Here is a 23,482-nt window from a genome sequence, read left to right on the forward strand (position 1 = left end):
TCTCTCTTGATAAATAGTAACTATCCATATATTCACTTGACATATACAGAATGGTCCTGTTGCAAAGTTTTCTAAACTAAACTACACTTTGACTCATCCATACACATAAAGCGACTAACTCCTGTGCTTGATATTTACTCTTTCGCTGGACGAATCCTTTTTCTTTGGCTAGGTGTTCTAGAACATGAGAAGACATATGTCGTTGTAATTCTTCAGCAATCGGTTGAAGTTCATCAAGAATTGAAAGATTCATAAAAAAACGCCATCCTTTCTTATAATTTTACAGAAAGGATAACGCCTTTTTTGCTTTTTGGGTAGTGTAAAACCTTAGCCTGATTGCGATGTGACACTCCCCCTTAGAGGCATATGTTTTATAATCGTAACAAAATTTTAATAATGAAAGAGGAGTGGAGTAAAAAAGATAAATTTGAATGTATGGAAATCTCCAGGTAAAATTATTTAAAGATTGTGTATTTTTCGGCAATCATTAAGGGGGTTGGAATGAAGAAGTTTTTAAGTGAGAAAATTATTGAATTTTTTATTTGTATAGTAGTAATCATTGTTATTAGTTATCTACCGTTTATCTTTTTGAAAGGAAACACGCTTAGTTTTATTGCTTATTTACAACAACTTTGTTCTCCAGCAGATATTTTATATTTTAATAGAACCTTAATGCGTCCAGTCCCTTTCCTAGAAAATATTTTGGATCCTTATGTTTATTCGATTACTATTCTGGCTGTATCCACTTGTTTGGCTGTTTTATTTGCTACTTGTCTCTCATTTTTTTATTTACTATCATCTTCTAGAATAAAAAAGGGAATTGAACGGTGTTTAATTTTTATTGAATCCATTCCTGATTTGTTATTAATATTTGTACTACAACTGTTTTTCGTATGGGTATTTAAACAAACAGGGTCAAATATAGTTAATATTTATGCAATGAATGGTAAGCAAGTGTATTTTCTACCGATCCTTTGTATGACTATTGTTCCTACGCTTCATCTTTTTCGAATCATTGTTCTGTTCTTATTGGATGAAAAGCATAAACCTTATGTAGAATTTGCTCGTGCAAAGGGGTTAAGTAACAGATATATCTTATTTGTTCATTTATTTCGAAATATAATGTATCACTTACTCAATCATCTGCAATCTATTTTCTTATTTATGATTTCAAGTCTTTTAATGGTAGAGGCAGCTTTCAACATTCACGGATATATGTCATTTTTGGTGAAACCAGGCGCTTTAACTCCTTTAACGATGGTGTGGTGGACACTACTGTTATTTATTCCATTCTATTTAATATTCATAGCTGTTCATTATCGAGTAAATCGTATTACGGGAGGAATTGCAAATGAGTCATAGCATTATTCGTTCCAGACGTTTTTGGTTCGGGGTTTCCTACTTTATAGGACTTGTAATCATCAGTTATTTATTTACATGGTTTGGAAAAGATTTATATTCCAATACGCAACTGTTATTAAAAAATGAAGATGGGGATGTCATTCAAGCTGCACCATTCAATCCGTTAATTATGCCTCCATTTGGTTCAGATAGAAGTGGATATAATTTGTTTTTTCAATTGATCATTGGAGCGAAATTTACTATCTTATTTGTTTTGGGGATTTGTCTTATTCAAATTCTAATAGGAACATTATTAGGTGGGGCTTTAGCCTATACATCATCTAAGTTGCAAAGTTTTGTTCAAAAAGTATTTAAACCTTATTTCTTCATTCCAACAGTGCTGTGGGGTATTATGTGGATGGCTCCATTAATGTTGGAAAGCCAGCAAACTGGGCTTAGCATGTCTATTATTGGGAAACAATTCTTTATCCTTTGTATCGTAACGTTACCACCGGTTATTATTTATATTAGTCAAGAAATAAATCTGTTCATGAAAAATGAATACATTATAAGTTCAGTTTTGTTAGGGGCTTCAAAATTCTATTTGTTTCGAAGGCATATTTGGCTTTACTTAAAGGAAATACTTGTTATTCTTTTCCTGCAACAGTTTGTTCAATTATTTACTTTATTGATTCATTTAGCATTTTTTGAAATTTTGATTGGCGGAAGGCGAATGTCAAGTGACTTAAAAGTGTTTTCACTTACGAATGAGTGGTCAAGTTTAATTGGATTAAATAAAAATGAATTATTAATGGCACCTTGGCTTGTACTAGCTCCGTTGTTATTTTTTACAATTTCAATATTTGTTCTACACCTTATGATTCAAGGTATAAAAGAACAGTACAATACACGCTTTATTTCTAATGATAAGAAAAAAAGTGGGGAAAGATCATCGTTTGAAGCAAAATACCAAAAGATGAAAGTTGATAAATCTTCGTTTGCTAGAATGAATCTAAACTCTATTTATAGAGAAAAAGATAATTAGGTGTGCCGCCACATGTCCATCAAGCTAAGGTCTTGAAGGGTTCTGGTGCAAAAATAAAATACAAGAGAATAAAGCACATATATTCCTAACGGAATCGTATCTTATGCTGCAAGTCCAAACAATTGATGGATGAATTCTTTCTGATTTTGGACAGACTGGTCCCGTAAATCAAGCTGCTCTTTTTTAATCATATGCATGGCTTCTACTCCAGAAAGAATGGATGTAGCTGTGTCAAAACATTTGAGCCCTAGCATAGAACGGATTCGCTTCTTTATAAAGCGATGATCTTGTTCTACTATGTTATTCAAGTACTTTTGTTGTCTAAGTTGCATACCATCAGGTATGCTTTTTTCTTTTTTCAACTGCTCAATTGCTATAGGATAAACCGGGTTCTTATCGACTGTTATAACACGTGGTTTTGAAACATGAAAAGACCGTAAAGCTTTCTTGAAAAAGCGCTTTGCAGCCTTCTGGTCTCTTGTTTTGTTTAGGAAAAAATCAATTGTGTTTCCTTTCGAATCAACAGCACGATACAGATACATCCATTGACCTTTTACTTTGATATATGTTTCATCGACTCTCCAAGAGTCATTTGTTTGTTTGAGGTGACGACGGATTCGTTTGTCCAATTCAGGACCATACTGATGAACCCAACGCATAATCGTTGTATGAGAAATGGATAACCCCCGTTCTTCTAGCATTTCCACCAAATCACGAAAACTGAGGTTGTACCGTAGGTACCATCTTACTGTTAACAAAATAATATCAGGCAGATAATGCTTCCATTTGAATACATTTTCCTTTTCCATACCAATCACGTACCCTTTTTAAAGTAATAGTAACAGTATGTCCAAGATTTATAGATTCATTGCAATTGTCCTTAAGTTTTTGCACCAGAACCAGATATAAAACAAATTTCAAATACGAAAAATCCAATAGCAGCTCGTGCATTATCCCGCATTAACGAGCAGTAAAACTCCCACCTCAAAATTCGGCTGAAGCAAAGAAGTTAGGTGTGAGGTCAACTGCCCGTAAACGCCCCGTAAACGCCCGATTGGTTCAACTAATAATCAGTGGGGGATGAACACCCCCCCCACTGATTAAAGTTTCACTTTATCATTCGATCGATTAGAAATTGTTTACGGATCATATGAAACAGAACTTATTTCTCCAAGAAATAAAGAAGAATTTATTTTGTTGTTAAAAAGAAAAAATCCTGGGATTGAAATAAAGTAAGAGAGTGGATTCATATCTACTCTCTTTATGTTACTTTGGATTTGTCATATAAGGTTGCACGTGAACGACACATAAGTCGCGGAATTTTCCTTCAGCAGTTGTGACAATTACGACTGCTCTTCCTGCACTTTTTCCAGTAATCGTTACTGTCTCACCTTTCGGATAGATGGTGATGACGTCGGAGTTCATATTTGTCCAAATAAGCTCTTGATTCTTTGCCTGCATTGGCAAAACGGAAGCTGATAAATCGGCACTTTGTCCGGTTTTTATTTTAAGCTTATTTTTCTGTATATGAATACCAATTACAGATATAACAGAAGGAGCAATTGAAATTTTGGATGGATTAGGTTGAATGTTTAAACGAGAAGCAGAAGTATTTGTAATAGGTGAAAATTTTCTTATGTGTTGTTGCTGGAAAGCTGCTAACATGTTGGAGTCCCCTTTCTGTATAAGTGCTGATACTAATACTATAAAGGAGCAGTGTTATATTAAATTTAACGAAACATAAAGAATTTGTTAAATTTGAGAAGAAGATTGTCGAACTGTAAAAAGAAAGCTCTGCTGTTGCGATAACAGCAGAGCTTTCTTTTTATAGATTATTACGGTGTTGTTTTTCAAAATCCTCAAATTTCTCTTCAACTTCTTTTGAAGGCTGTGTTAGTAAACTAACAATTACGATCACTATTAAACTAATAGCGAAACCAGGAATCATTTCATATAAGAAATCTTTTAAGAATTTAAACTGTGTCCAAATAATTACTGTGGCTGCACCTGAAATCATGCCAGCAAGTGCGCCCCATTTCGTCATACGTTTCCAATATAAGCTTAATAAAATAGCGGGTCCAAATGAAGAACCAAATCCAGCCCAAGCATATCCAACAAGAGCTAAAATCGTATCATTTTGTTTAAACGCTAATGCGCACCCGACTAAGGCGATAACAAGTACAGCCATACGACCGACAAATACAAGCTCTTTATCAGAAGCAGAACGTTTAAAGAATGTACGATATAAATCTTCTGTTATAGCACTAGAAGTAACAAGAAGCTGAGATGAGATTGTACTCATAATCGCTGCTAAAATCGCTGCTAATAAAAATCCAGTAATAAGTGGATGGAATAAAATTTTTCCAAGTTCAAGGAAAATTGTCTCTGGATTAGATAATGTCAACCCTTGTTGTGAATAGTAAGCAATACCGATCAGACCAGTAAACATAGCTCCGACAACAGAGAAAATCATCCAGCTCATACCAATTCTTCGTGCGCTTTTAATTTCTTTTACAGACGAAATAGCCATAAAGCGTACGATAATATGAGGTTGTCCAACATAACCAAGGCCCCATGCGAATAAAGAAATCATTCCTAAAGTAGAGGCACCTTTAAAAATATCTAAACGTGTTGGATCTACAGATCGAATTGTATCAAACGCAGGTCCAAGTCCGTTCGAATTCATAATTGTTACGATAGGAACAAGAATAAGAGCAATTACCATAATGATTCCTTGCACGAAGTCTGTCCAACTTACTGCTAAGAAACCACCAAATAATGTGTAAGCCACGACAACTGCTGCGACAATGAATAATCCAACATGATAGTTCATACCAAATGAATTTTCAAATAATACAGCACCTGAAACTAGTCCTGAAGCTACATAAAAAGTAAAGAAAATCATAATAACAAGTCCGGATACTAAGCGTAGCATATGAGATTTGTCGTGGAAGCGGTGTTCCAAAAATTCTGGGATAGTAATAGAGTTGTTTGCCATTTCAGAGTAGGTACGTAAGCGAGGAGCGACATAAAGCCAGTTTGCGTATGCGCCTAGTGTTAGGCCGAGCGCAATCCAACTACTACTTAATCCAACGCTAAACATTGCACCGGGTAATCCCATTAAAAGCCAACCACTCATATCGGATGCTCCAGCACTTAATGCTGTTACTGCGGGGCCTAGTGTGCGCCCGCCAAGCATATAATCTGTTAAGTTGGACGTTCGTTTGTAGGCGAAATAGCCGATTACTAACATCCCGAGCATGTAAATAGAGATAGAAGTTAAAGTTAACATCTGCGTACTCATGTAGTTCCCCTTCCTTTTGTCATGTCTTTTGATGCGTTATGCATATTTATAATCTATCATGATTATTCTGAAAAATCCATACAGAAATACGAATTTTCAGAAATGTAAGCGTTTTTTGACATCTTTTTACTTTTTTAATATATAAATTTCAGACAAAAAAACCTTAATTTTAATAGAGTATTTATTATATTTACATAAAAACACGTTGTTTTGTCAATATAATATTGAAAGAAGAGAGAAATATTTTTTTGAAAAAAGTATTGACTTGTGAAAAAAGTTAGGTCTATAATGAGTGCAACTTAAAAAAATGCAAGCGTTGATGAAGAAGAGTACACATGATGAACATGTCAGAGAGCTGATGGTTGGTGCGAATCAGTATGGAATTGATGTGGAATGGGCTTCGGAGCTTCCAAACCGAAACGAAAGAAGTAGGCTTTGGCGACATGATCTCATCGATATAAGAGACACGTATTATTTTTGATACGGCAAAGTGCGTTACATTCGTAACGAATTAAGGTGGCACCACGGGAGTACCCGTCCTTTCTATAGGATGAGTACTCCCTTTTTGTGTATAAAAAATTAAATAAGCTAAATCGTTTAAGTAAGAAGAGTACGTATATTTGGAGACGTTACAGAGAGCCGGGAGCAGGTGGGAGCCCGGTACGGTGCCATATACGGAATGGGCTTACGAGAGGTATGCTGAACAATTTCTATTCAGTAGGCAACCCGGGTTCCGCCGTTAAAAGGATAAGGTATATATTTTGTACCTGAATAAAGCGGGATGCTTTTGCGTCCAACCTGAGGTGGTACCACGGTAAATTTATCGTCCTCTACATATTTCGATATGTAGGGGACTTTTTTATTTTTCAGAGTGAGGTGAAAGGCATGATGACAAAAGAGGAATTTATGAAGCAAAAAGAACAAAGAAACACATTTTTAGTAATCGCTGAAGAAGAAGGAGATAGCATTACGCCAATTTCTTTATATAGACGTATGAAGGGGAAGAAAAAGTTTTTACTAGAAAGCTCGCAGCTTCATCAAGATAAAGGGCGCTATTCTTACTTAGGGTGTAATCCTTATGGAGAAGTGAAAAGCGTTGGTATGGAAGTCGAACGAACGACATATGGGCAAACAGAAAAGTTGCAAGCTAACGTACTGCAAGTGTTAGAAGAGGTAATCGCACCATTGCAAGTAGACAGTCCGTTCCCATTTTGCGGAGGAGCAGTTGGTTATATTGGCTATGATGTCATTCGGCAGTATGAAAACATTGGAGCAGATTTACACGATCCATTAAATATTCCAGAAGTACACCTTTTACTATATCGTGAGTCTACCGTTTACGATCATTTACGCCAAAAGTTGTTGTTTGTATATGTATGCAGGGAAGACGATTCAGCTTCTTATGAAGAAGTATACGAAAGATTGCAAGTATACAAAGAGGAAGTGTTAAAGGGAGAAGAAGCGGAAGTAAATGAAATACAATCAACGTTATCATTCACTTCGTCCATAACTGAAAAAGAATTTTGTGAAATGGTAGAAACAGCGAAAGAATACATTCGGTCCGGAGATATTTTTCAAGTTGTATTATCCCAGCGTTTGCAAAGTGAATGTATTGGAGATCCATTTGCATTATACCGGAAACTTCGAATTGCAAATCCATCACCATATATGTTCTATATCGATTTTCAAGATTATGTTGTACTTGGCTCTTCACCAGAAAGTTTACTATCAGTAAGAGACGATAAGGTGATGACAAACCCAATTGCCGGTACGAGGACGAGAGGGAAAACGAAGCAGGAAGATGAGGAAATCGAAAAAGAACTGTTAGGAAATGAGAAAGAGCGAGCAGAGCATATGATGCTTGTGGACCTAGGACGAAATGATATTGGCAGAGTAAGTGAAATTGGCTCTGTGACGATAGATAAATATATGAAAGTAGAAAAATACTCTCACGTTATGCACATTGTATCTGAAGTTTACGGAACATTGCGAAAACAAACGAGTGGATTTGACGCATTAGCGTATTGTTTACCAGCTGGTACAGTATCAGGTGCTCCGAAAATTAGAGCGATGGAAATTATTAATACGTTAGAGCATGAAAAAAGAAATGTATACGCCGGAGCAGTTGGATATATTTCATTCTCAGGAAATCTTGATATGGCGCTAGCAATTCGAACGATGGTTGTGAAAGATGAGAAAGCGTACGTTCAGGCAGGAGCGGGTATCGTCTACGATTCAGACCCGGTTGCTGAGTATGAAGAAACATTAAATAAAGCGAGAGCGCTTTTGGAGGTTATGAAATGATTGCACTTATCGATAATTATGATTCATTCACATATAACTTGTATCAACTGTTAGGCGAGTACGAGGCAGAAATTGTTGTCGTAAGAAATGATCAAATAACAATTGAACAATTAGAGGAGATGAAGCCGAAAGGAATTGTGCTATCACCAGGACCTGGGAAACCAGAAGATGCTGGAATTTGTATCGATGTTATTCGTCACTTTTATAAGAACGTTCCCATCTTAGGAATTTGTCTTGGCCATCAAGCAATCATATCCGCATTTGGAGGAAAAATTGTTAGAGCAGAGCGCATTAAACATGGAAAAACGTCGCGTGTGAAACATAACGGAACGTCAATCTTTTCGTACGTTACGCAGCCGCTAACGGCAATGCGTTACCATTCACTCGTCGCAGCGCAAAATAGTTTACCACAATGCTTTGACATACTTGCGACAGCGATGGATGACGGAGAAATCATGGCAGTTCGTCACAACTATTATCCGCTCTTCGGATTACAGTTTCACCCAGAATCAATTGCAACAGAAGAAGGCGGAAAGTTAATACGTGCCTTTTTAGCAGAAGTGAAAGAGGAGGAGAGAGTATGAACAGTTATCTTCGAAAATTAGTAGAGGGACAACATTTAACAGAAGAAGAAATGTATGAAGCGGGACTTCTTTTATTAAGTGACAACATATTGGAAAGTGAAGTTGCAGCTTTCTTAGTATTGTTGAAAGCGAAAGGCGAAACAGCAGAAGAAATATACGGTCTCGTTCGTGCTCTTCGAGAAAAGGCATTACCGTTTTCAAATCATATAAAAGGCGCGATGGACAATTGCGGAACGGGTGGTGACGGTGCACAAACATTCAATATTAGTACAACATCGGCATTTGTACTTGCCGGAGCTGGTGTAAAGGTTGCGAAACATGGAAACCGCGCTGTTTCTAGTAAAACAGGAAGTGCTGATTTATTAGAAGAACTCGGTGTAAACATAAGCTGCACGCCGGGTGAGATTGACTATTTATTAGAGAATGTAGGTATTGCCTTCTTATTCGCACCAGCGATGCATCCAGCATTAAGACGCATTATGAAAATAAGAAAAGAATTAAACGTTCCGACGATCTTTAACTTAATTGGACCGTTGACGAATCCGGTTAATTTAGAAACACAATTTGTCGGTATTTATAAGCGAGATATGTTATTGCCGGTAGCGGAAGTATTGCAGAAACTTGGCAGAAAACAAGCGCTCGTCGTAAACGGAAGTGGCTTTTTAGATGAAGCATCATTACAGGGAGAAAATCATGTCGTCGTTTTAAAAGATAATGAAATAGTAGAAATGAGTATTGATCCAGAAAAGTATGGTTTTTCAAGAGTGAAAAATGAAGAAATTAGAGGTGGGAATTCAAAAGAAAATGCAAAGATTACGCTCGGAGTATTAAGCGGAGAAAAGAGTGTCTATCGCGATACTGTTTTATTAAATGCAGGTCTAGCCCTTTTCGCAAATGGAAGAGCAGAAACGATTGAAGAAGGAATTATACTAGCGGCACATAGCATTGACTCTGGAAAAGCATTAGCCAAACTAAACTTATTAATTGCAGCAAGCCATGAAAAATTAGAAAGGGTGAATTAAAATGGGGACGATTTTAGACAAAATTGTAGTGCAAAAGAAAGTAGAAGTTGCGGAGTTATATGAAACATATTCACCAGTGAAAGAAAAAAGGAAAACACACTCACTTGTAAAAGCTTTAGAGCAGTTTACTGTAATAGCAGAGGTAAAGCGAGCGTCTCCATCAAAAGGCGATATTAATTTACACGTTGATGTGCCAAAACAAGTGAAAACATATGAAGAATGCGGTGCTGGAGCAGTTTCGGTTTTAACAGACGGTCAATTTTTTAAAGGGTCGTTTCACGACTTACAAACGGCAAGAGCAGAAAGTAACATTCCGCTTTTATGTAAAGATTTTATAATCGATAAAATCCAAATTGATAGAGCGTATGAAGCTGGTGCAGATCTTATTTTATTAATTGTTGCAGCATTGTCAAAAGAGAAATTAAACGAGCTTTATAACTACGTGCTAGAAAAAGGATTAGAAGCGATTGTTGAAGTTCATGATGAACAGGAATTAGAAATTGCAATCCGATTAAATCCGCACGTTATCGGTATTAACAACCGTAATTTAAAAACATTTGAAGTAGATTTAAGCCAAACTGAAAAGCTCGGAAAACGGCTGAATGAGGAAAACCTACTTTGGATTAGTGAAAGCGGCATTCATTCAAAAGAAGATATCATTCGCGTCAAACGAGCTGGTGCAAAAGGCGTATTAGTCGGAGAAGCGCTTATGACATCATCTTCTATAAGTAACTTTTTCGAAGACTGTAAGGTGAGCATATGAAAGTGAAGATTTGCGGCATCACTGATATGGAAACAGCGCAAAGTGCGTGTGAATATGGCGCAGATGCAATCGGATTTGTTTTTGCAGAAAGTAAACGCCAAATCACTCCAGGGCAAGCGAAAGAAATTATTGGGGAAATTCCAGCCCACGTTTTCAAGGTCGGTGTTTTCGTAAATGAATCAGTAGAAGTGATCCAGAAAATTGCAGAGGAGTGCGGGTTAACGCATGTGCAACTACATGGGGATGAAGACAATGATCAAATCGTAAGATTGAATATTCCGTCTATAAAAGCGGTAGGAGTAGCTTTAGAGAAAGATATTGAATGTGCGAAAAAATACGATACAGATTATTTGTTATTTGATAGCCCGAAAGAAAAGTTCCACGGAGGAAACGGAAAGACATTCTCATGGGAGTTACTTGCACATATGCCAAAAGCATTGCGAGAGAAAACGATATTAGCTGGCGGATTAAACATCCTTAATATAGAAGAAGCAATTCGAACCGTTCAGCCATATATGATCGATGTGAGCAGCGGAGTAGAGACAGAAGGAAAGAAAGATTTGGAGAAAATAAAACAATTTATTAAAAAAGCGAAGGAGTGTTCCAAATGAATTATGCATATCCAGATGAAAAAGGGCATTACGGTATATACGGAGGACGATACGTTCCAGAAACGTTAATGCAATCCGTATTAGAACTAGAAGAAGCATATAAAGAAGCGATGCAAGATGAAGCGTTTCAAAAGGAATTAGATCATTATTTACAAACGTACGTTGGAAGAGAAACACCGCTTTATTTCGCTGAAAATATGACGAAGTATTGCGGCGGAGCAAAGATTTATTTGAAACGTGAAGATTTGAACCATACGGGAGCTCATAAAATTAACAATACAATCGGTCAAGCACTTCTTGCGGTAAGAATGGGTAAGAAGAAAGTTGTCGCTGAAACAGGAGCAGGACAACACGGAGTTGCAACAGCTACTGTATGTGCACTTTTCGGTTTAGAATGCGTCATCTTCATGGGAGAAGAAGATGTGAGACGACAAAAATTAAACGTGTTTCGAATGGAATTACTCGGAGCAAAAGTAGAAAGCGTTGCGGCAGGTAGCGGCACGTTGAAAGATGCGGTAAACGAGGCGCTTCGTTACTGGGTTTCACATGTACACGATACGCACTACATTATGGGATCAGTTCTCGGGCCACATCCATTCCCGCAAATTGTTCGTGATTTCCAAAGTGTAATTGGGAAAGAAACGAAAAAGCAATACGAAGCGTTAGAAGGAAAATTACCAGAAGCAGTCGTTGCTTGTATTGGCGGTGGTAGTAATGCAATGGGAATGTTTTATCCGTTCGTACACGATGAAGAAGTTGCTCTTTACGGTGTTGAAGCAGCTGGAAAAGGTGTTCACACAGAAAAGCACGCAGCCACTTTAACGAAAGGAAGTGTCGGTGTTTTACACGGATCGATGATGTACCTTCTGCAAAATGAAGAAGGGCAAATTCAAGAAGCACACTCTATTTCGGCAGGGCTGGATTACCCAGGTGTTGGGCCAGAACATAGCTTGCTAAAAGATATTGGCCGCGTTTCTTATCATTCCATTACAGATGAAGAAGCGTTAGAAGCATTTCAATTATTAACGAAAAAAGAAGGGATTATCCCGGCATTAGAAAGTTCACATGCTGTTGCATACGCTTTAAAACTAGCGCCGCAAATGAAGAAAGACGAAGGACTTGTCATTTGTTTATCCGGCCGCGGTGATAAAGATGTAGAGAGTATAAAACGTTATATGGAAGAGGTGTAAAAAATGGGAGTAGAAAAAATTATAGCAGCGTTTGAAAATGGCAAGAAAGCATTTATTCCGTATGTAATGGGCGGAGATGGTGGACTTGAAAAGTTAAAAGAAAGAATTCGTTTTCTTGATGAAGCAGGAGCAAGCATCGTTGAAATTGGTATCCCATTTTCAGATCCAGTCGCAGACGGTCCAACTATTCAAAGGGCAGGAAAAAGAGCATTAGATAGCGGTGTAACATTGAAAGGTATTTTTCAAGCATTAATAGAGGTGAGGCAAGAAGTTCAAATTCCATTTGTACTTATGACATATTTAAATCCAGTACTCGCATTCGGAAAGGAACGTTTCATTGAGAGCTGTCTTGAAGCAGGGGTGGACGGTATTATCGTTCCAGACTTACCGTATGAAGAACAAGACATTATTGCACCGCTCCTTCGCGTGGCGAATATCGCTTTAATTCCACTCGTTACCGTAACGAGCCCTATTGAACGAATCGAAAAAATTACGAGTGAATCACAAGGATTCGTCTACGCCGTTACAGTAGCGGGCGTAACGGGAGTACGTCAAAACTTTAAAGATGAGATTCGTAGTTACTTAGAAAAAGTAAAAGCACACGTCCACTTACCAGTAGTCGCAGGATTCGGTATTTCAACACGAGAGCAAATTGAAGAAATGATTACAATATGTGACGGCGTTGTCGTTGGAAGTAAAGTCATTGAGCTGTTAGAAAATGAAAAGCGAGAAGAAATTTGTGAGTTAATACATGCAGTAAAAGAAACAGAAGAGGCTTAAGTCTCTTCTGTTTCTTTTGTGTAATAAATGTTAAAATATACAGAAAATACTTATAACTTAGAGGGTGAGAAGGCATGCTAAGACGTAAACTATTATATCTTCTTTTAACTGTACCATTATACGCTTGGCTCATTAGCATGACGAAAATAGAGTTGATGGCTCTGTTTTTAGGATATGTATTCATCTTTTCCCAATTAAATCGAATACAAGAGCAATCTATTTTAGAAGTATGTATATTTTCGGTTAGTATAGAACTATTTAGTATCGTTTCGATTGTATTATTAAGTGAATTATTCCAATGGATCCATTCATTTGAATTAATAAAACTTGGGAATATTGTATTGCAAGTAATATGTGCTTATATTGTGTTTGTTGTGCTAGAAAAAATGATTGGACAGCAGACGGTTTTTCAGGATAAAAGATAAAATATTAGTTATTCAAAAAAGGAGCCAAGCGGCTCCTTTTTTAAATCTGTTATAAAAATAATTGAAAATCATAACATCTGTTATATAATAGTTAAAAATTGCAATTTTTACGAAAAGAGATGATAGCATGGCCATATTGTTGGCACTTATCCCGATTATGATGATTTTTATTTGTTTGTTTTTGTTTAAACAAACGTCATTAAGAGCCTCATTAATCTCTTATACCGTTTCTGTCGGAATCGTTTTACTCTCGCCAACGTTTCAATTAGGGATAAGTGAAACTGTACACGCAACAATTAAAGGGTGGTTAATTTGTTTCATTGTCGGATACGTTTTATTTTTCGGTATTTTTTTATTTCACCTCATGAACAAAATGGGATACATCGATCAAGTAGCACGATTTCTAGAACAAGTCACGCGCGATCGATTATTGCAAATGCTTCTTATGTGTTTTGGTATTTGTCCACTTATTGAATCAGTGAGTGGATTCGGAATTGGTTTTATGGTCGCAGCACCTATTTTTCTTTCGCTCGGTTATAAACCGTTTCAAGCTGTGCTACTATCGTTTATCGGTTTACTTGCAAGTTCATGGGGCGCAATGGCAACGGGTACGATTATCGGTTCTCAGCTTATTAACATGCCGCTCACAACTCTTGGTACAAATACAGCATTATTAAGCATCCCGATTTTCGCATACTTTATCTTCCTTTCTTTATACGTTGTCGGTGGCTGGCAGGCAGTTATAGAAAAGTGGAAGGAAGGAGTAGGATTCTTTCTATTATTTTCTCTCGGAATCTATCTTTCTAACGCATACGTAAGTGTTGAACTAGCAGGGATATTAAGTTCTATCGTTACCATTTCATTTGGTTTTTTAATCATTAAGTTAAAAGGAAAAGATGAGCAAAACCTTTTAACAGAACATGCGGCGGCTACGGAGAGAGAAGTATCGATTATAAAAATTATTAGCCCTTATATATTCTTAACAGTTTGTATTTTACTTTCTCGCCTCGTTCCAGCATTACATGATTTTCTTAGGTCATATGCAGTTCTCGATTTAAAATCATATTCTTACAAACTAGAGCTACTATATTCGCCAGGATTTTGGCTCGCCATGACTTGTTTATTTACAATTATTTTCTTCCGCATTCCATCTAATGTTATTAAACAATCACTCTCGCAAACGATAAAACAATGGATTCCTTTCGCTATTACAACGACGATGTTCATTGCAATTTCAGAACTAATGGGCGCATCTGGTATGCATTCATTACTCGCAAAAACAGCTGGTGAAACCTTTGGTACCTTTTTCGTTTTCGTTGCTCCATTCATAGGCGGAATTGGCGGTTTTTTAACTGGTAGTAACGCAGGATCAAATGCGATGTTTATAAAGCTACAAATGCAAACAGCCCAAAACGTAGCACTCCCGTGGCAATACGTCACAACGCTCCAAAACACCGCATCATCAGTAGCGACAATCGCTTGTCCATCACGGATTACACTAGGCGCGTATTTATGCAATATCCCGTATCGTGAAAATGAACTATTAAAGAAGACGACGTTAATGATTTTTGGTGCGGTGTTACTTGTAGTAGTGGAAGTTTTCTTTTGGTATATATTGAGAAATTAAAAATCCTCCTAACATAGGAGGATTTTCTTTATGACTGGATAATGTTTTAAATATGAAAAGCTTCTACTAAATGAATAGGAGATGAAAGGTATGCCCTTAAAAAACTACGGTGTATTAAAAGGTACAGTTATACAATCTAAGATTGGAAAAGGCAAAACACCTCATTATCAAGTTCATTTACAAGGTGAAGCAGGAGTAGATTATCGCATTGCAATTAACGTGAAATCGCAAAGTTATCCATCGGAAGTTTTATATTTTGCGAGCGACGATATTCGATCAGAGGCGATTCATATTTTACCGACATTACCGTTCGGTTTTACAGAAATAAAAAATAATGAACCGAAAATAGCTTTAGATTATGTAAGAGGTAATTTATTTGATTCAAAGCAAATGATTCCTTTACCTGCTGAAAAAGCAGGAGTTGATAATGATTTAAATGAAAAGATAGAGCGTTATATAAAGCGAGCAATAGAAGAAAAGGCGATTATTTATGCGTTTGGTGAAAGGTGGGGACCAGAAGAAAAGGTTCCGGATTCGTATTTCCACTTTACACCTGGAAACGGTATACACGATATTCATATGAATCAAGGGAATGTAGAGAAATGGCAAGGTGATGATGGCAAATGGCAAGACGGTGGGATATTGATTCACTTTGAGAAGAAGGAAGAGTGGATTGGTATTTTTCTTGCCTTTCAGTCACAGTCATGGTGTACGGATGAAGAAGGGCATGCTCGTGTTCCGGTTGAGCATTGTGATTATAAGAGAAATAATTGATGGGAAGAGGGCGTTCACAATGAACGCCCTCCTCTTATTTTATAAAACACAAAACTCACAAGTGTAGAAATACAAGAGAAAAGAAGCGCCACACTAGAAAATGCGATGAGATACATATTATACTTCATCATTTTTCCGATGAGTTGGTTACTATCGTACTGAAAAAGTCCTGCAATTATATTGAATAAAAATAACATGATAAACATGACGATAACACCGTCTATTGATCCTTTAATGTCGGGTTTACTTAAAGCGATATGTGCAGAAATACAAATAGCGATAAATAAAAATAACCAAAATGAAGGATTCAATAAATTGTTAAATGTAAATAAGCTTTTCAATAATACAAATGTCGATAGTAGCATGTTTTGGATCATGTCTAAGTTAATAGAAGTCGATGCAACAGTTTTTTCCAGATTCGTATTAAATAAATAATATGACTCTGGTACGAAATAGCGCATTAAAAGTATTAAGGCAGTAATACCAGAAATAATAGGACCGATGCCGATAAAGAAATTACCGATTCGTTGATATACGCTTTTTTGATTGTATTGATGTTGGACGTAACCTAAAGCTCCTTGACTTGTATCTGTCGGGAAGAACTGCGTTGCTACAATTTTATGGCGGAATAATAGACACATAATTGCATGTCCAAGTTCATGAATAGGAACACCAATCCACGCAGTCAAAAGAAAGCCTTTCCTACCAAAAGCTCTCGACCAATACGTTCGTGTGAGAGATTCTAAATAACCTAATATAAATCCAATTACAATGATGACACCAATTAAAGAAAATAATTGGATCACGCTTGTAAGGAGTGTTTGAAAAATCGAGTTTACAAATTCCACTGTCTTCATCCAATCTGTTTAAAGTTTCACTTTATTTGCTCTGTTTCATAATACCATTATTTTTCTATAATACTAGCACACATAGTTTCGTTTAAAAGAAGGATTTCATATTCTTTTTCTTGTAGTCATGTTTTATGTACAAAGTCATATATTGAATTTGTAACACCCTATAAGGTATATGCTTAAGGAGGGATGAGAGAATGAAATGTCCGGCATGTAATACTGAAAATGCAGCGGAAGCAAGGTTTTGCGGGAATTGTGGACATTCGTTAACGGAAGAAGTGGTAGCGAGTGGTGGGCAGGAAGAAGGGCAGCTATCGCGCCCGGCACGAGTAAAGGAAACTCGTCCGAATGAAACGGTAGAGCAAGCGAAACAATTTGCAAGTGGCTATTTTCAGTTCTTTAAAAATGCTTTTAAATCACCATCGGCCATTATGGAAAGTGGAAATATTGAAGTGCGAAATGGAATTGTAAGTCTTGTGCTTATTTGTTTTTTAGGAGCGTGTATTTTTTATAGAATGATGAGCGCAGCGGCGACTGTTACGAGGACATTAGTGCCAGATGTATCTACTCCTACTTTCTTTGGAGAATCTGTAATGGTCTTTTTCTTTTTATTAATTTTAACTTTATTTGTCGGATTTATTATTTTTGTAAGTGGTAAGATGATGAAATCATCTTTTTCTTTTCTTGAAGCATTCGGTATATGGGGGACGATAGCGACGCCAGCTATTGCTATACTAGTTCTTTCTTTTCTTTTTAGTTTTTTATTAATCTTTTTCTTACCAATATTACTATGGATAGCTACAACGTATATGGTAATTAGTATAATTGTAGCTATATTAAAACTAGACAACGGCGGATTAGATCCTGTGTACACACTTATTATCGCAAATGTTTTAATCGGAATTGCAACGTTTATCGTGTTTTGGTCTTACATTAAAACGATAATCCAAACCTTTATCGGGGGATTAACAGGCTTCTAACGAAAAGGTGGTTGAACGGATGAATGTATGCACAAAGTGCGGGACTCATTTTGAAGACAGTGTGCAATTTTGTCAAAACTGCGGGACGAAGAGGCGGGATCCTGTAGTAAAGAAGCAGAAAATGAGCAAAGGGACAATAATTGGAATTACACTTTTAACATTTTTTATTATAGTATTGGGCGGATTATATGCGTATGGATCTTCATATTACTCACAATCATCGCAAGTAGAGAGAATTATTACTGTTTTACAAGAGAGGGACGGGGAGAAATTAGCTGAGATCACCACGGCAGATGATCCAGCCGTTATTGTCACAAGAGAGAGTGTAACGCCTCTATTTTCATATATAAAAGAAAATCCATCTTACAGCCCTTTCCGAACGAGAAAGCATTGCCTTTAGGCATGGGATGAAAGTGAGGTTGGATACGGAGTACCACTAAAAATCGCAAGGTTCGTGGTACTTTAAGTATCCAAAATATAGGGAGTTTCTTCGAGTCTTTTTGTTGTAATTTTTCGAAAGTAAATGATACATTGTAACTAGAATCAATGATGATAGCAGTACGTTTCAAAGTGTTTGAGAGGAAAATCTCCTCACCTCATGTAGTTGTAAAGTTTATGGACACGTTCTCATTTTGTTTCTATTGCTAGAAATGTATCAAATGCACGATGTTGAAAATCAAAAAACAAGGGGATGAAACGCATGTCACAGACCCTAACAGTGAAAGTGAAATTGATTCCAACAAAAGAGCAAATCCGTTTATTAGAACAAAGTAGTCATGAATATATCAAAGTTATAAATACACTTGTATCGGAAATGGTTAAAGCAAAGACAAGTACGAAAAAAAGCACAAAAGATATTGAAGCAAATATCCCAAGTGCGGTGAAGAATCAAGCAATCAAAGACGCGAAAAGTTTGTTTGCTACAAAAGTAAAGAAAAGCAATTATAAAATCATTCCGATTTTAAAGAGGCCTGTTTGTATATGGAACAATCAAAATTATTCGTTTGACGCCACTCATATTTCAATCCCGTTTAAGGTAAATGGAAAGGCCACTCGTTTAAAGGTCCGAGCTTTATTAATCGATAAAAACAATCGCAATTTGGATTTGCTAAAACATAAGTTAGGTACACTTCGCATCACAAAGAAATCGAATAAGTGGATGGCCCAAATATCTGTCATGGTTCCTACAAATGAAAGAGCAGGGACGAAAATTTTAGGAGTAGACCTAGGCCTCAAAGTCCCTGCGGTAGCGATTACAGATGATGACAAGGTTCGTTTCTTTGGAAATGGTAGGCAAAACAAATATAGGAAGCGTAAGTTTCGTAGTGTGCGTAAGAAGTTAGGAAAAGACAAAAAAGTGAATGCGATTCGGCGATTGGATGATAAAGAACAAAGATGGATGCAAGATAAAGATCATAAAATAAGTCGTGAAATTATTAATTTTGCGATTGCAAATCATATTTCTGTCATTCGATTAGAACAATTAACGAATATAAGACAGACGGCAAGAACAAGCCGTAAAAACGAAAAAAACCTACACACTTGGTCATTCTATCGTTTATCACGATTTATTGCATACAAAGCAGCATTAGTTGGTATTCAGGTTGAATATGTGAATCCGGCTTATACAAGTCAAAGCTGTCCGAAATGTGCTGAAAAGAATAAGGCACAAGACAGAAAATACAAGTGTCCATGTAGGTTTGAGACACATCGTGATATCGTTGGGGCGATGAATATTCGCTATGCAACTGTGATTGATGGTAACAGTCAATCAGCCTAAGCACCTATATGGTCTGGTTTAGGAGGGGCAATGAGATGCCCTCATCTTGAAGGCTGTTCAAAACAGAAATGGACTGCGAACGTTTAGTCATTCAAGAATCCCACCCGTAATTCCATAAGGATTCGGGCTTGCGACTTTAGTCGTGGGAGTCTCAAGTGAATGAATTGAACGAATATTTGAGGCAAGGTGAAAAACGAGGGGATGGAATAGAAAGAGCAGATTTTTCTTTAACGAAAGACGGGAAGTATTTCTTTTTATTTGATCGGTATAAATTGAAAGCGAAGACGTATTATACGACGTTGCTTTCAAACGAAAGATATGCAAGCGTATTTTTTAAAACAGTCTTGGTACAGAGAAAATCCGTATTTTACAGGAACGTTAACGAGTGTGGAATCTTATAATGTTGAACTGATTAAATCAAGAGAATAGAGTGCATGAAAAAGGTACAGTGTATATTACTGTACCTTTTCTATGGTTGTTTAGCTGGACCAGGATCCCTTGAGAAAAAGATGTGAAAGAGGAATGTGACTTTACTTGCTCCTCCTGATGTACTTGCTTGCACATCAGATAAAGAACTAGACGTTAAAGCAGCTTCAGAACGAGGGGGAACGACTATTTTGAGTGCATCATCTGATTCTGATGATATAGTAACCGTTATTGTATCCTCAGAAAAGTTCACAATTTTAACAGTACCAACTGGGAAGATGGATTTGCGAGCGTGTGAGGCAGAAGCAAAGCGAGTCGATTTCCAAATAGTTTGTGAGAAAGTGTCATTATCAGATAACCAAGCACGTGCACTGTATAAAGTTACACTAACGGTAAACTCTTGTTCAAGCGGGAGGGCGGGTCCCGGTTCTATCGGTTCCTCTGGAAGCTGGACGAGAAGGCCGGCGCACATGTATATTTCACCTACTTTCAATAGTTGCTGTTATAGCATATTAAACATCTTGTTTATAAGACACGACGGATACCTATTAAGGCATAGTTTTGTGCACCAAACTTGTAGATTAAATTCTTTTTCTTTACAATTTAAGTAGGTGTTATTTCTATAAAATATGGAAATCGTAAAGAGTATGTAAAAAAGAAGGAGTGGTAAAGTGAACTATGTCATTATTGGCGGAGATGCCGCTGGTATGAGTGCAGCAATGCAAATTGTTAGAAACGATGAAACTGCAAATGTTGTAACGTTAGAAAAAGGTGAAATCTATTCATACGCTCAGTGCGGATTACCGTATGTGATTAGTGGTGTTATTGCTTCTACTGAAAAGTTAATTGCACGCGATGTAAAGACGTTTCGTGATAAATATGGAATTGATGCGAAAGTACGTCATGAAGTAACGAAAGTAGATACGGAAAAGAAAATTGTGTATGCGGAGCATACGAAGACAAAAGATGTATTTGAATTTCCGTATGACCGTTTATTAATTGCGACTGGAGTGCGTCCTGTTATGCCAGAATGGGAAGGGCGAGATTTGCAAGGCGTTCATCTTTTAAAAACAATTCCGGATGCTGAGCGCATATTAAAAACGCTAGAAACGAATAAAGTTAAGGATGTAACTATTATTGGCGGCGGTGCAATTGGTCTAGAGATGGCAGAAACATTTGTAGAACTAGGAAAGAAAGTAAGAATGATTGAGAGAAACGATCATATTGGCACAATTTATGATGCGGATATGGCGGAATATATACATAAAGAAGCAGATAAACATAATATTGAAATTTTAACAAATGAAAATGTAAAAGCGTTTAAAGGAAAAGAGAGAGTGGAACAAATTGAAACAGATAAAGGTACGTATAAAACAGATCTCGTTTTAGTATCTGTCGGTGTACAGTCAAATACTGATTTTCTTGAAGGGACAAATATACGTAAAACTCATAAAGGTGCAATTGAAGTAAATGCTTATATGCAAACGAATGTACAAGACGTATATGCAGCAGGGGATTGTGCAACGCATTACCATGTAATAAAGGAAATTCATGACCATATCCCGCTTGGAACGACTGCGAATAAACAAGGGCGACTTGCTGGACTCAATATGGTTGATAAACGAAGAGCGTTTAAAGGCACTCTCGGCACAGGCATTATTAAATTTATGAATCTGACGCTCGCAAGAACAGGTTTAAATGAAAAAGAAGCAAAAGGGCTAAACATCCCGTATAAGACGGTCAAAGTAGATTCAACAAATATGGCAGGCTATTACCCGAGTGCTTCGCCACTTCACTTGAAATTACTATATCACGCCGATACGAAACAATTATTAGGCGGACAAGTAATTGGAGAAGAAGGTGTAGATAAACGTATTGATGTTATCGCAATGGCACTTTTCAATAAAATGAGTATTCACGATTTAGAAGATGTCGACTTAAGTTACGCACCACCATATAACAGCGTTTGGGATCCAATTCAACAAGCAGCAAGGAGAGCGGAATAGCACTTTTTTAAGTGCTATTTTTTTTGTGAAAGGGGAATAAATAAAGTTTCACTTTATTGTGAATATACCGTTCACCCTTGAAAACATAGTGCGTATCGCTTATATTGTCATATAGTATTTATTTTTTAATAAAGCAATGAACGAACCAGGGGGCACAGTATGGCAATTAACATGAATACAATCGAAGAATGGATTGCTGAATCAAATGCAAGAAACGAAGAAGACTTAGGAAACGTTGTTGAAGAGATGAAAGAAGTATGTGTCGGACTTGATAACGCGACATTAATTTATACGAAAAACGTATTTTGTTTCGGTAAGAAAGTAGAAGTATTGTTCTTCTTCCAAGATCACGTCGTTATCGGAGAAGAGAAGGAAGAGTATATTGAGATTGAAAAATTAAAGTATGATAACATTACAAATAGCAACTTAAAAACAAATGACAAAAATACAACGTTAGAATTAAAGTTTGCTAATGGACAATCTATCAATTTAGATAGTTTAAATGATAACTACGGTACGAAAAATTGGTTATTTGCGAGACAAATTAAGAGTATTTTTAAAGTAATCTAGTGAAAAAGCAGGCCTCAAAGGGGGCTGCTTTTTTAGGTTGTAGATAAAGAAACAAGTGCTGATAATACTTCAGGGTATAAGTAACGATTTCGAACAAATGTTTCCTAAAAGTAAATGAAATGGTATTAAGTTTTAACGTTAGATTTATAATGCCTGGAATAATGAGTGAGTAGAGTTTATTAAATAAAAAAATAAAATTTCATAGGTTATATATATCTGAAAATTTATTTAAAAATAATTTTCTAAAGATATTGCAATTTCTTTATATTTTGTATATACTAAATTTTGTAAGCTATAAAATTGAATATAAAGATTAATTCTTATTAAGAGAGGTAGAGGGACTGGCCCTATGACACCTCAGCAACCTTGTGTTTAAAAGAAGGTGCTAATTCCTGTAGGATGTATATCCTAAAAAATAAGAAGAAGTATTTTTAATAAAAAAACCCTTCTCCTTATTTAGAGAAGGGTTTTTTATTAGCGTCTTTTATTATTACCATAAATACTATAAAAATGATAAAAAAGAGATATATGTACAATTAATTCATATTATACACATGCGTTTAATGTGTATTGGTGGCGTATTCAAATTCATAAAACTATTTATTTATTGAAAGGAGGTGAAAAAATGGAAAAGTACTTAGAATCAATTCTTGAAGAATTAGAAACAAATAGTAAAGAAGAGTTGTCATTAGAAGATGCAACAGCAATGCATTCTTTAGCCTTCGTATTAGCGGGTGAAATGACATCTATGTAGTGTTGTATCTTCTAAGTGAAGGGAGGTGAAAGAAATGGAAAAGTACTTAGAATCAATTCTTGAAGAAGTAGAAACAAATAGTAAAGAAGAGTTGTCATTAGAAGATGCAACAGCAATGCATACTTTAGCCTTTGTATTAGCGGGTGAAATGACATCTATGTAGTGTTGTATCTTCTAAGTGAAGGGAGGTGAAAGAAATGGAAGAGTACTTAGAATCGATTCTTGAGGAAGTAGAAACGAATAGTCAAGAAGAATTGTCATTAGAAGATGCAACAGCAATGCATACTTTAGCCTTTGTATTAGCGGGTGAAATGACATCTATGTAATCAATTGAGATTTACATAA

Annotated in this window: 25 protein-coding genes, 4 pseudogenes, 1 riboswitch and 2 other annotated features; of the genes and pseudogenes, 23 read left to right on the forward strand and 6 right to left on the reverse strand. The window is 36.4% G+C overall.

Annotation, left to right across the window (positions count from 1 at the left end):
* Window positions 1–82: 82 nt before the first annotated feature.
* Window positions 83–253: pseudogene (locus DET63_RS20620) on the reverse strand (IS4 family transposase); the annotation flags it as partial.
* A 248-nt stretch (window positions 254–501) separates the two neighbouring features.
* Here DET63_RS20620 and DET63_RS20625 point away from each other — a divergent pair.
* Both DET63_RS20625 and DET63_RS20630 read left to right on the forward strand, forming a co-directional pair.
* Window positions 502–1,362 (forward strand): ABC transporter permease subunit, encoded by an 861-nt coding sequence (locus DET63_RS20625; protein WP_113937701.1) that lies wholly within the window; start codon window positions 502–504, stop codon window positions 1,360–1,362.
* The gene (locus tag DET63_RS20630; protein ID WP_113937702.1) at window positions 1,352–2,386 is read left to right on the forward strand and encodes a hypothetical protein; all 1,035 of its coding nucleotides are present in this window, start codon (window positions 1,352–1,354) and stop codon (window positions 2,384–2,386) included. The genes DET63_RS20625 and DET63_RS20630 overlap by 11 nt, the downstream gene beginning before the upstream one ends.
* Window positions 2,387–2,487: 101 nt before the next feature.
* On the opposite strand, the gene DET63_RS20635 is transcribed toward DET63_RS20630, so the two are convergent.
* Entirely contained in the window at window positions 2,488–3,195 is a 708-nt protein-coding gene (locus DET63_RS20635; RefSeq protein WP_113937703.1) for an IS6 family transposase, read from the reverse strand.
* A gap of 304 nt (window positions 3,196–3,499) precedes the next feature.
* On the opposite strand from DET63_RS20635, the pseudogene DET63_RS20645 reads away from it, so the two are divergent.
* Window positions 3,500–3,622 (forward strand): annotated as a pseudogene (locus tag DET63_RS20645) (PH domain-containing protein); the annotation flags it as partial.
* A 30-nt stretch (window positions 3,623–3,652) separates the two neighbouring features.
* On the opposite strand, the gene DET63_RS20650 reads toward DET63_RS20645, so the two are convergent.
* Together DET63_RS20650 and putP are read right to left on the reverse strand one after the other, a co-directional pair.
* Window positions 3,653–4,051: an Ig-like domain-containing protein gene (locus tag DET63_RS20650; RefSeq protein ID WP_113937704.1), complete on the reverse strand. Its 399-nt coding sequence runs from the start codon at window positions 4,049–4,051 to the stop codon at window positions 3,653–3,655.
* Window positions 4,052–4,211: 160 nt separating this feature from the next.
* Window positions 4,212–5,690, reverse strand: a complete 1,479-nt coding sequence (putP, locus tag DET63_RS20655; protein WP_113937705.1) for a sodium/proline symporter PutP — start codon at window positions 5,688–5,690, stop codon at window positions 4,212–4,214.
* Between the two features lie 307 nt (window positions 5,691–5,997).
* Window positions 5,998–6,235 (forward strand) — a binding site (T-box leader).
* Between the two features lie 42 nt (window positions 6,236–6,277).
* Window positions 6,278–6,524: a binding site (T-box leader), on the forward strand.
* A gap of 51 nt (window positions 6,525–6,575) precedes the next feature.
* Here putP and trpE point away from each other — a divergent pair.
* The 10 genes from trpE to DET63_RS20710 all read left to right on the forward strand — a co-directional run bounded on the left by trpE (window position 6,576) and on the right by DET63_RS20710 (window position 15,770).
* The gene (gene trpE, locus DET63_RS20665) at window positions 6,576–7,994 is read left to right on the forward strand and encodes an anthranilate synthase component I (protein ID WP_113937706.1); all 1,419 of its coding nucleotides are present in this window, start codon (window positions 6,576–6,578) and stop codon (window positions 7,992–7,994) included.
* Window positions 7,991–8,578: an anthranilate synthase component II gene (locus DET63_RS20670; RefSeq protein WP_113937707.1), complete on the forward strand. Its 588-nt coding sequence runs from the start codon at window positions 7,991–7,993 to the stop codon at window positions 8,576–8,578. The genes trpE and DET63_RS20670 overlap by 4 nt, the downstream gene beginning before the upstream one ends.
* Entirely contained in the window at window positions 8,575–9,600 is a 1,026-nt protein-coding gene (trpD, locus tag DET63_RS20675) for an anthranilate phosphoribosyltransferase (protein WP_113937708.1), read from the forward strand. The genes DET63_RS20670 and trpD overlap by 4 nt, the downstream gene beginning before the upstream one ends.
* A 1-nt stretch (window position 9,601) precedes the next feature.
* Window positions 9,602–10,363 (forward strand): indole-3-glycerol phosphate synthase TrpC, encoded by a 762-nt coding sequence (trpC, locus tag DET63_RS20680; RefSeq protein WP_113937709.1) that lies wholly within the window; start codon window positions 9,602–9,604, stop codon window positions 10,361–10,363.
* Window positions 10,360–10,974: a phosphoribosylanthranilate isomerase gene (locus DET63_RS20685; RefSeq protein ID WP_113937710.1), complete on the forward strand. Its 615-nt coding sequence runs from the start codon at window positions 10,360–10,362 to the stop codon at window positions 10,972–10,974. Before trpC ends, DET63_RS20685 begins: the two co-directional genes overlap by 4 nt.
* The gene (trpB, locus tag DET63_RS20690; protein WP_002086917.1) at window positions 10,971–12,164 is read left to right on the forward strand and encodes a tryptophan synthase subunit beta; all 1,194 of its coding nucleotides are present in this window, start codon (window positions 10,971–10,973) and stop codon (window positions 12,162–12,164) included. The genes DET63_RS20685 and trpB overlap by 4 nt, the downstream gene beginning before the upstream one ends.
* Before the next feature lie 3 nt (window positions 12,165–12,167).
* On the forward strand, window positions 12,168–12,944 hold the full coding sequence (gene trpA, locus DET63_RS20695; RefSeq protein WP_002011422.1) for a tryptophan synthase subunit alpha: 777 nt from the start codon (window positions 12,168–12,170) through the stop codon (window positions 12,942–12,944).
* 74 nt (window positions 12,945–13,018) lie between these two features.
* Entirely contained in the window at window positions 13,019–13,369 is a 351-nt protein-coding gene (locus tag DET63_RS20700) for a DUF4029 domain-containing protein (protein WP_002086916.1), read from the forward strand.
* A 127-nt stretch (window positions 13,370–13,496) separates the two neighbouring features.
* Entirely contained in the window at window positions 13,497–14,996 is a 1,500-nt protein-coding gene (locus DET63_RS20705) for an L-lactate permease (RefSeq protein ID WP_113937711.1), read from the forward strand.
* A 90-nt stretch (window positions 14,997–15,086) separates the two neighbouring features.
* Window positions 15,087–15,770, forward strand: coding sequence for a DUF2278 family protein (locus DET63_RS20710; protein ID WP_113937712.1), 684 nt, complete (start codon window positions 15,087–15,089; stop codon window positions 15,768–15,770).
* Window positions 15,771–15,784: 14 nt separating this feature from the next.
* Here the strand turns inward: DET63_RS20710 and DET63_RS20715 are convergent, their stop codons facing one another.
* On the reverse strand, window positions 15,785–16,618 hold the full coding sequence (locus DET63_RS20715; RefSeq protein WP_113937713.1) for a hypothetical protein: 834 nt from the start codon (window positions 16,616–16,618) through the stop codon (window positions 15,785–15,787).
* Between the two features lie 200 nt (window positions 16,619–16,818).
* Here DET63_RS20715 and DET63_RS20720 point away from each other — a divergent pair, with 200 nt between their 5' ends.
* From DET63_RS20720 to DET63_RS30755, 5 genes and pseudogenes are all read left to right on the forward strand, one after another.
* On the forward strand, window positions 16,819–17,601 hold the full coding sequence (locus tag DET63_RS20720) for a zinc ribbon domain-containing protein (protein ID WP_113937714.1): 783 nt from the start codon (window positions 16,819–16,821) through the stop codon (window positions 17,599–17,601).
* 19 nt (window positions 17,602–17,620) lie between these two features.
* Window positions 17,621–17,968: pseudogene (locus tag DET63_RS20725) on the forward strand (TcaA second domain-containing protein); the annotation flags it as partial.
* Between the two features lie 333 nt (window positions 17,969–18,301).
* On the forward strand, window positions 18,302–19,381 hold the full coding sequence (locus DET63_RS20730) for an RNA-guided endonuclease InsQ/TnpB family protein (protein WP_113937715.1): 1,080 nt from the start codon (window positions 18,302–18,304) through the stop codon (window positions 19,379–19,381).
* Between the two features lie 149 nt (window positions 19,382–19,530).
* A pseudogene (locus DET63_RS30750) lies at window positions 19,531–19,698 on the forward strand (zinc ribbon domain-containing protein); the annotation flags it as partial.
* 1 nt (window position 19,699) lies between these two features.
* Window positions 19,700–19,810, forward strand: coding sequence for a YARHG domain-containing protein (locus tag DET63_RS30755; RefSeq protein WP_235661787.1), 111 nt, complete (start codon window positions 19,700–19,702; stop codon window positions 19,808–19,810).
* A 40-nt stretch (window positions 19,811–19,850) separates the two neighbouring features.
* Here the strand turns inward: DET63_RS30755 and DET63_RS20740 are convergent, their stop codons facing one another.
* The gene (locus tag DET63_RS20740; RefSeq protein WP_002135033.1) at window positions 19,851–20,279 is read right to left on the reverse strand and encodes a hypothetical protein; all 429 of its coding nucleotides are present in this window, start codon (window positions 20,277–20,279) and stop codon (window positions 19,851–19,853) included.
* A 199-nt stretch (window positions 20,280–20,478) separates the two neighbouring features.
* Between DET63_RS20740 and DET63_RS20745 the strand changes: the two genes are divergently transcribed.
* The 5 genes from DET63_RS20745 to DET63_RS30770 all read left to right on the forward strand — a co-directional run bounded on the left by DET63_RS20745 (window position 20,479) and on the right by DET63_RS30770 (window position 23,463).
* Entirely contained in the window at window positions 20,479–21,813 is a 1,335-nt protein-coding gene (locus tag DET63_RS20745) for an FAD-dependent oxidoreductase (protein ID WP_113937716.1), read from the forward strand.
* A 159-nt stretch (window positions 21,814–21,972) separates the two neighbouring features.
* Complete coding sequence (locus tag DET63_RS20750; protein WP_113937717.1) at window positions 21,973–22,383, forward strand: DUF3908 family protein; 411 nt, start codon at window positions 21,973–21,975, stop codon at window positions 22,381–22,383.
* A gap of 317 nt (window positions 22,384–22,700) precedes the next feature.
* A riboswitch (SAM riboswitch) is annotated at window positions 22,701–22,805 on the forward strand.
* 203 nt (window positions 22,806–23,008) lie between these two features.
* Complete coding sequence (locus DET63_RS30760; RefSeq protein ID WP_258550640.1) at window positions 23,009–23,137, forward strand: hypothetical protein; 129 nt, start codon at window positions 23,009–23,011, stop codon at window positions 23,135–23,137.
* 34 nt (window positions 23,138–23,171) lie between these two features.
* Window positions 23,172–23,300: a hypothetical protein gene (locus DET63_RS30765; RefSeq protein WP_258550641.1), complete on the forward strand. Its 129-nt coding sequence runs from the start codon at window positions 23,172–23,174 to the stop codon at window positions 23,298–23,300.
* 34 nt (window positions 23,301–23,334) lie between these two features.
* Complete coding sequence (locus DET63_RS30770; RefSeq protein ID WP_258550642.1) at window positions 23,335–23,463, forward strand: hypothetical protein; 129 nt, start codon at window positions 23,335–23,337, stop codon at window positions 23,461–23,463.
* Window positions 23,464–23,482 lie beyond the last annotated feature (19 nt).

Origin of the sequence: Bacillus sp. DB-2 (assembly GCF_003315125.1) — a bacterium.
Lineage (GTDB): Bacteria > Bacillota > Bacilli > Bacillales > Bacillaceae_G > Bacillus_A > Bacillus_A mycoides.

Bases quoted from the DNA above. Each gene is read 5' to 3' on its own strand.
- DET63_RS20625 (WP_113937701.1), top strand. From the start codon at position 502: ATGAAGAAGTTTTTAAGTGAGAAAATTATTGAATTTTTTATTTGTATA.
- DET63_RS20630 (WP_113937702.1), top strand. From the start codon at position 1,352: ATGAGTCATAGCATTATTCGTTCCAGACGTTTTTGGTTCGGGGTTTCC.
- DET63_RS20635 (WP_113937703.1), bottom strand. From the start codon at position 3,195: ATGGAAAAGGAAAATGTATTCAAATGGAAGCATTATCTGCCTGATATT.
- DET63_RS20650 (WP_113937704.1), bottom strand. From the start codon at position 4,051: ATGTTAGCAGCTTTCCAGCAACAACACATAAGAAAATTTTCACCTATT.
- putP (WP_113937705.1), bottom strand. From the start codon at position 5,690: ATGAGTACGCAGATGTTAACTTTAACTTCTATCTCTATTTACATGCTC.
- trpE (WP_113937706.1), top strand. From the start codon at position 6,576: ATGATGACAAAAGAGGAATTTATGAAGCAAAAAGAACAAAGAAACACA.
- DET63_RS20670 (WP_113937707.1), top strand. From the start codon at position 7,991: ATGATTGCACTTATCGATAATTATGATTCATTCACATATAACTTGTAT.
- trpD (WP_113937708.1), top strand. From the start codon at position 8,575: ATGAACAGTTATCTTCGAAAATTAGTAGAGGGACAACATTTAACAGAA.
- trpC (WP_113937709.1), top strand. From the start codon at position 9,602: ATGGGGACGATTTTAGACAAAATTGTAGTGCAAAAGAAAGTAGAAGTT.
- DET63_RS20685 (WP_113937710.1), top strand. From the start codon at position 10,360: ATGAAAGTGAAGATTTGCGGCATCACTGATATGGAAACAGCGCAAAGT.
- trpB (WP_002086917.1), top strand. From the start codon at position 10,971: ATGAATTATGCATATCCAGATGAAAAAGGGCATTACGGTATATACGGA.
- trpA (WP_002011422.1), top strand. From the start codon at position 12,168: ATGGGAGTAGAAAAAATTATAGCAGCGTTTGAAAATGGCAAGAAAGCA.
- DET63_RS20700 (WP_002086916.1), top strand. From the start codon at position 13,019: ATGCTAAGACGTAAACTATTATATCTTCTTTTAACTGTACCATTATAC.
- DET63_RS20705 (WP_113937711.1), top strand. From the start codon at position 13,497: ATGGCCATATTGTTGGCACTTATCCCGATTATGATGATTTTTATTTGT.
- DET63_RS20710 (WP_113937712.1), top strand. From the start codon at position 15,087: ATGCCCTTAAAAAACTACGGTGTATTAAAAGGTACAGTTATACAATCT.
- DET63_RS20720 (WP_113937714.1), top strand. From the start codon at position 16,819: ATGAAATGTCCGGCATGTAATACTGAAAATGCAGCGGAAGCAAGGTTT.
- DET63_RS20730 (WP_113937715.1), top strand. From the start codon at position 18,302: ATGTCACAGACCCTAACAGTGAAAGTGAAATTGATTCCAACAAAAGAG.
- DET63_RS30755 (WP_235661787.1), top strand. From the start codon at position 19,700: ATGCAAGCGTATTTTTTAAAACAGTCTTGGTACAGAGAAAATCCGTAT.
- DET63_RS20740 (WP_002135033.1), bottom strand. From the start codon at position 20,279: ATGTGCGCCGGCCTTCTCGTCCAGCTTCCAGAGGAACCGATAGAACCG.
- DET63_RS20750 (WP_113937717.1), top strand. From the start codon at position 21,973: ATGGCAATTAACATGAATACAATCGAAGAATGGATTGCTGAATCAAAT.
- DET63_RS30760 (WP_258550640.1), top strand. From the start codon at position 23,009: ATGGAAAAGTACTTAGAATCAATTCTTGAAGAATTAGAAACAAATAGT.
- DET63_RS30765 (WP_258550641.1), top strand. From the start codon at position 23,172: ATGGAAAAGTACTTAGAATCAATTCTTGAAGAAGTAGAAACAAATAGT.
- DET63_RS30770 (WP_258550642.1), top strand. From the start codon at position 23,335: ATGGAAGAGTACTTAGAATCGATTCTTGAGGAAGTAGAAACGAATAGT.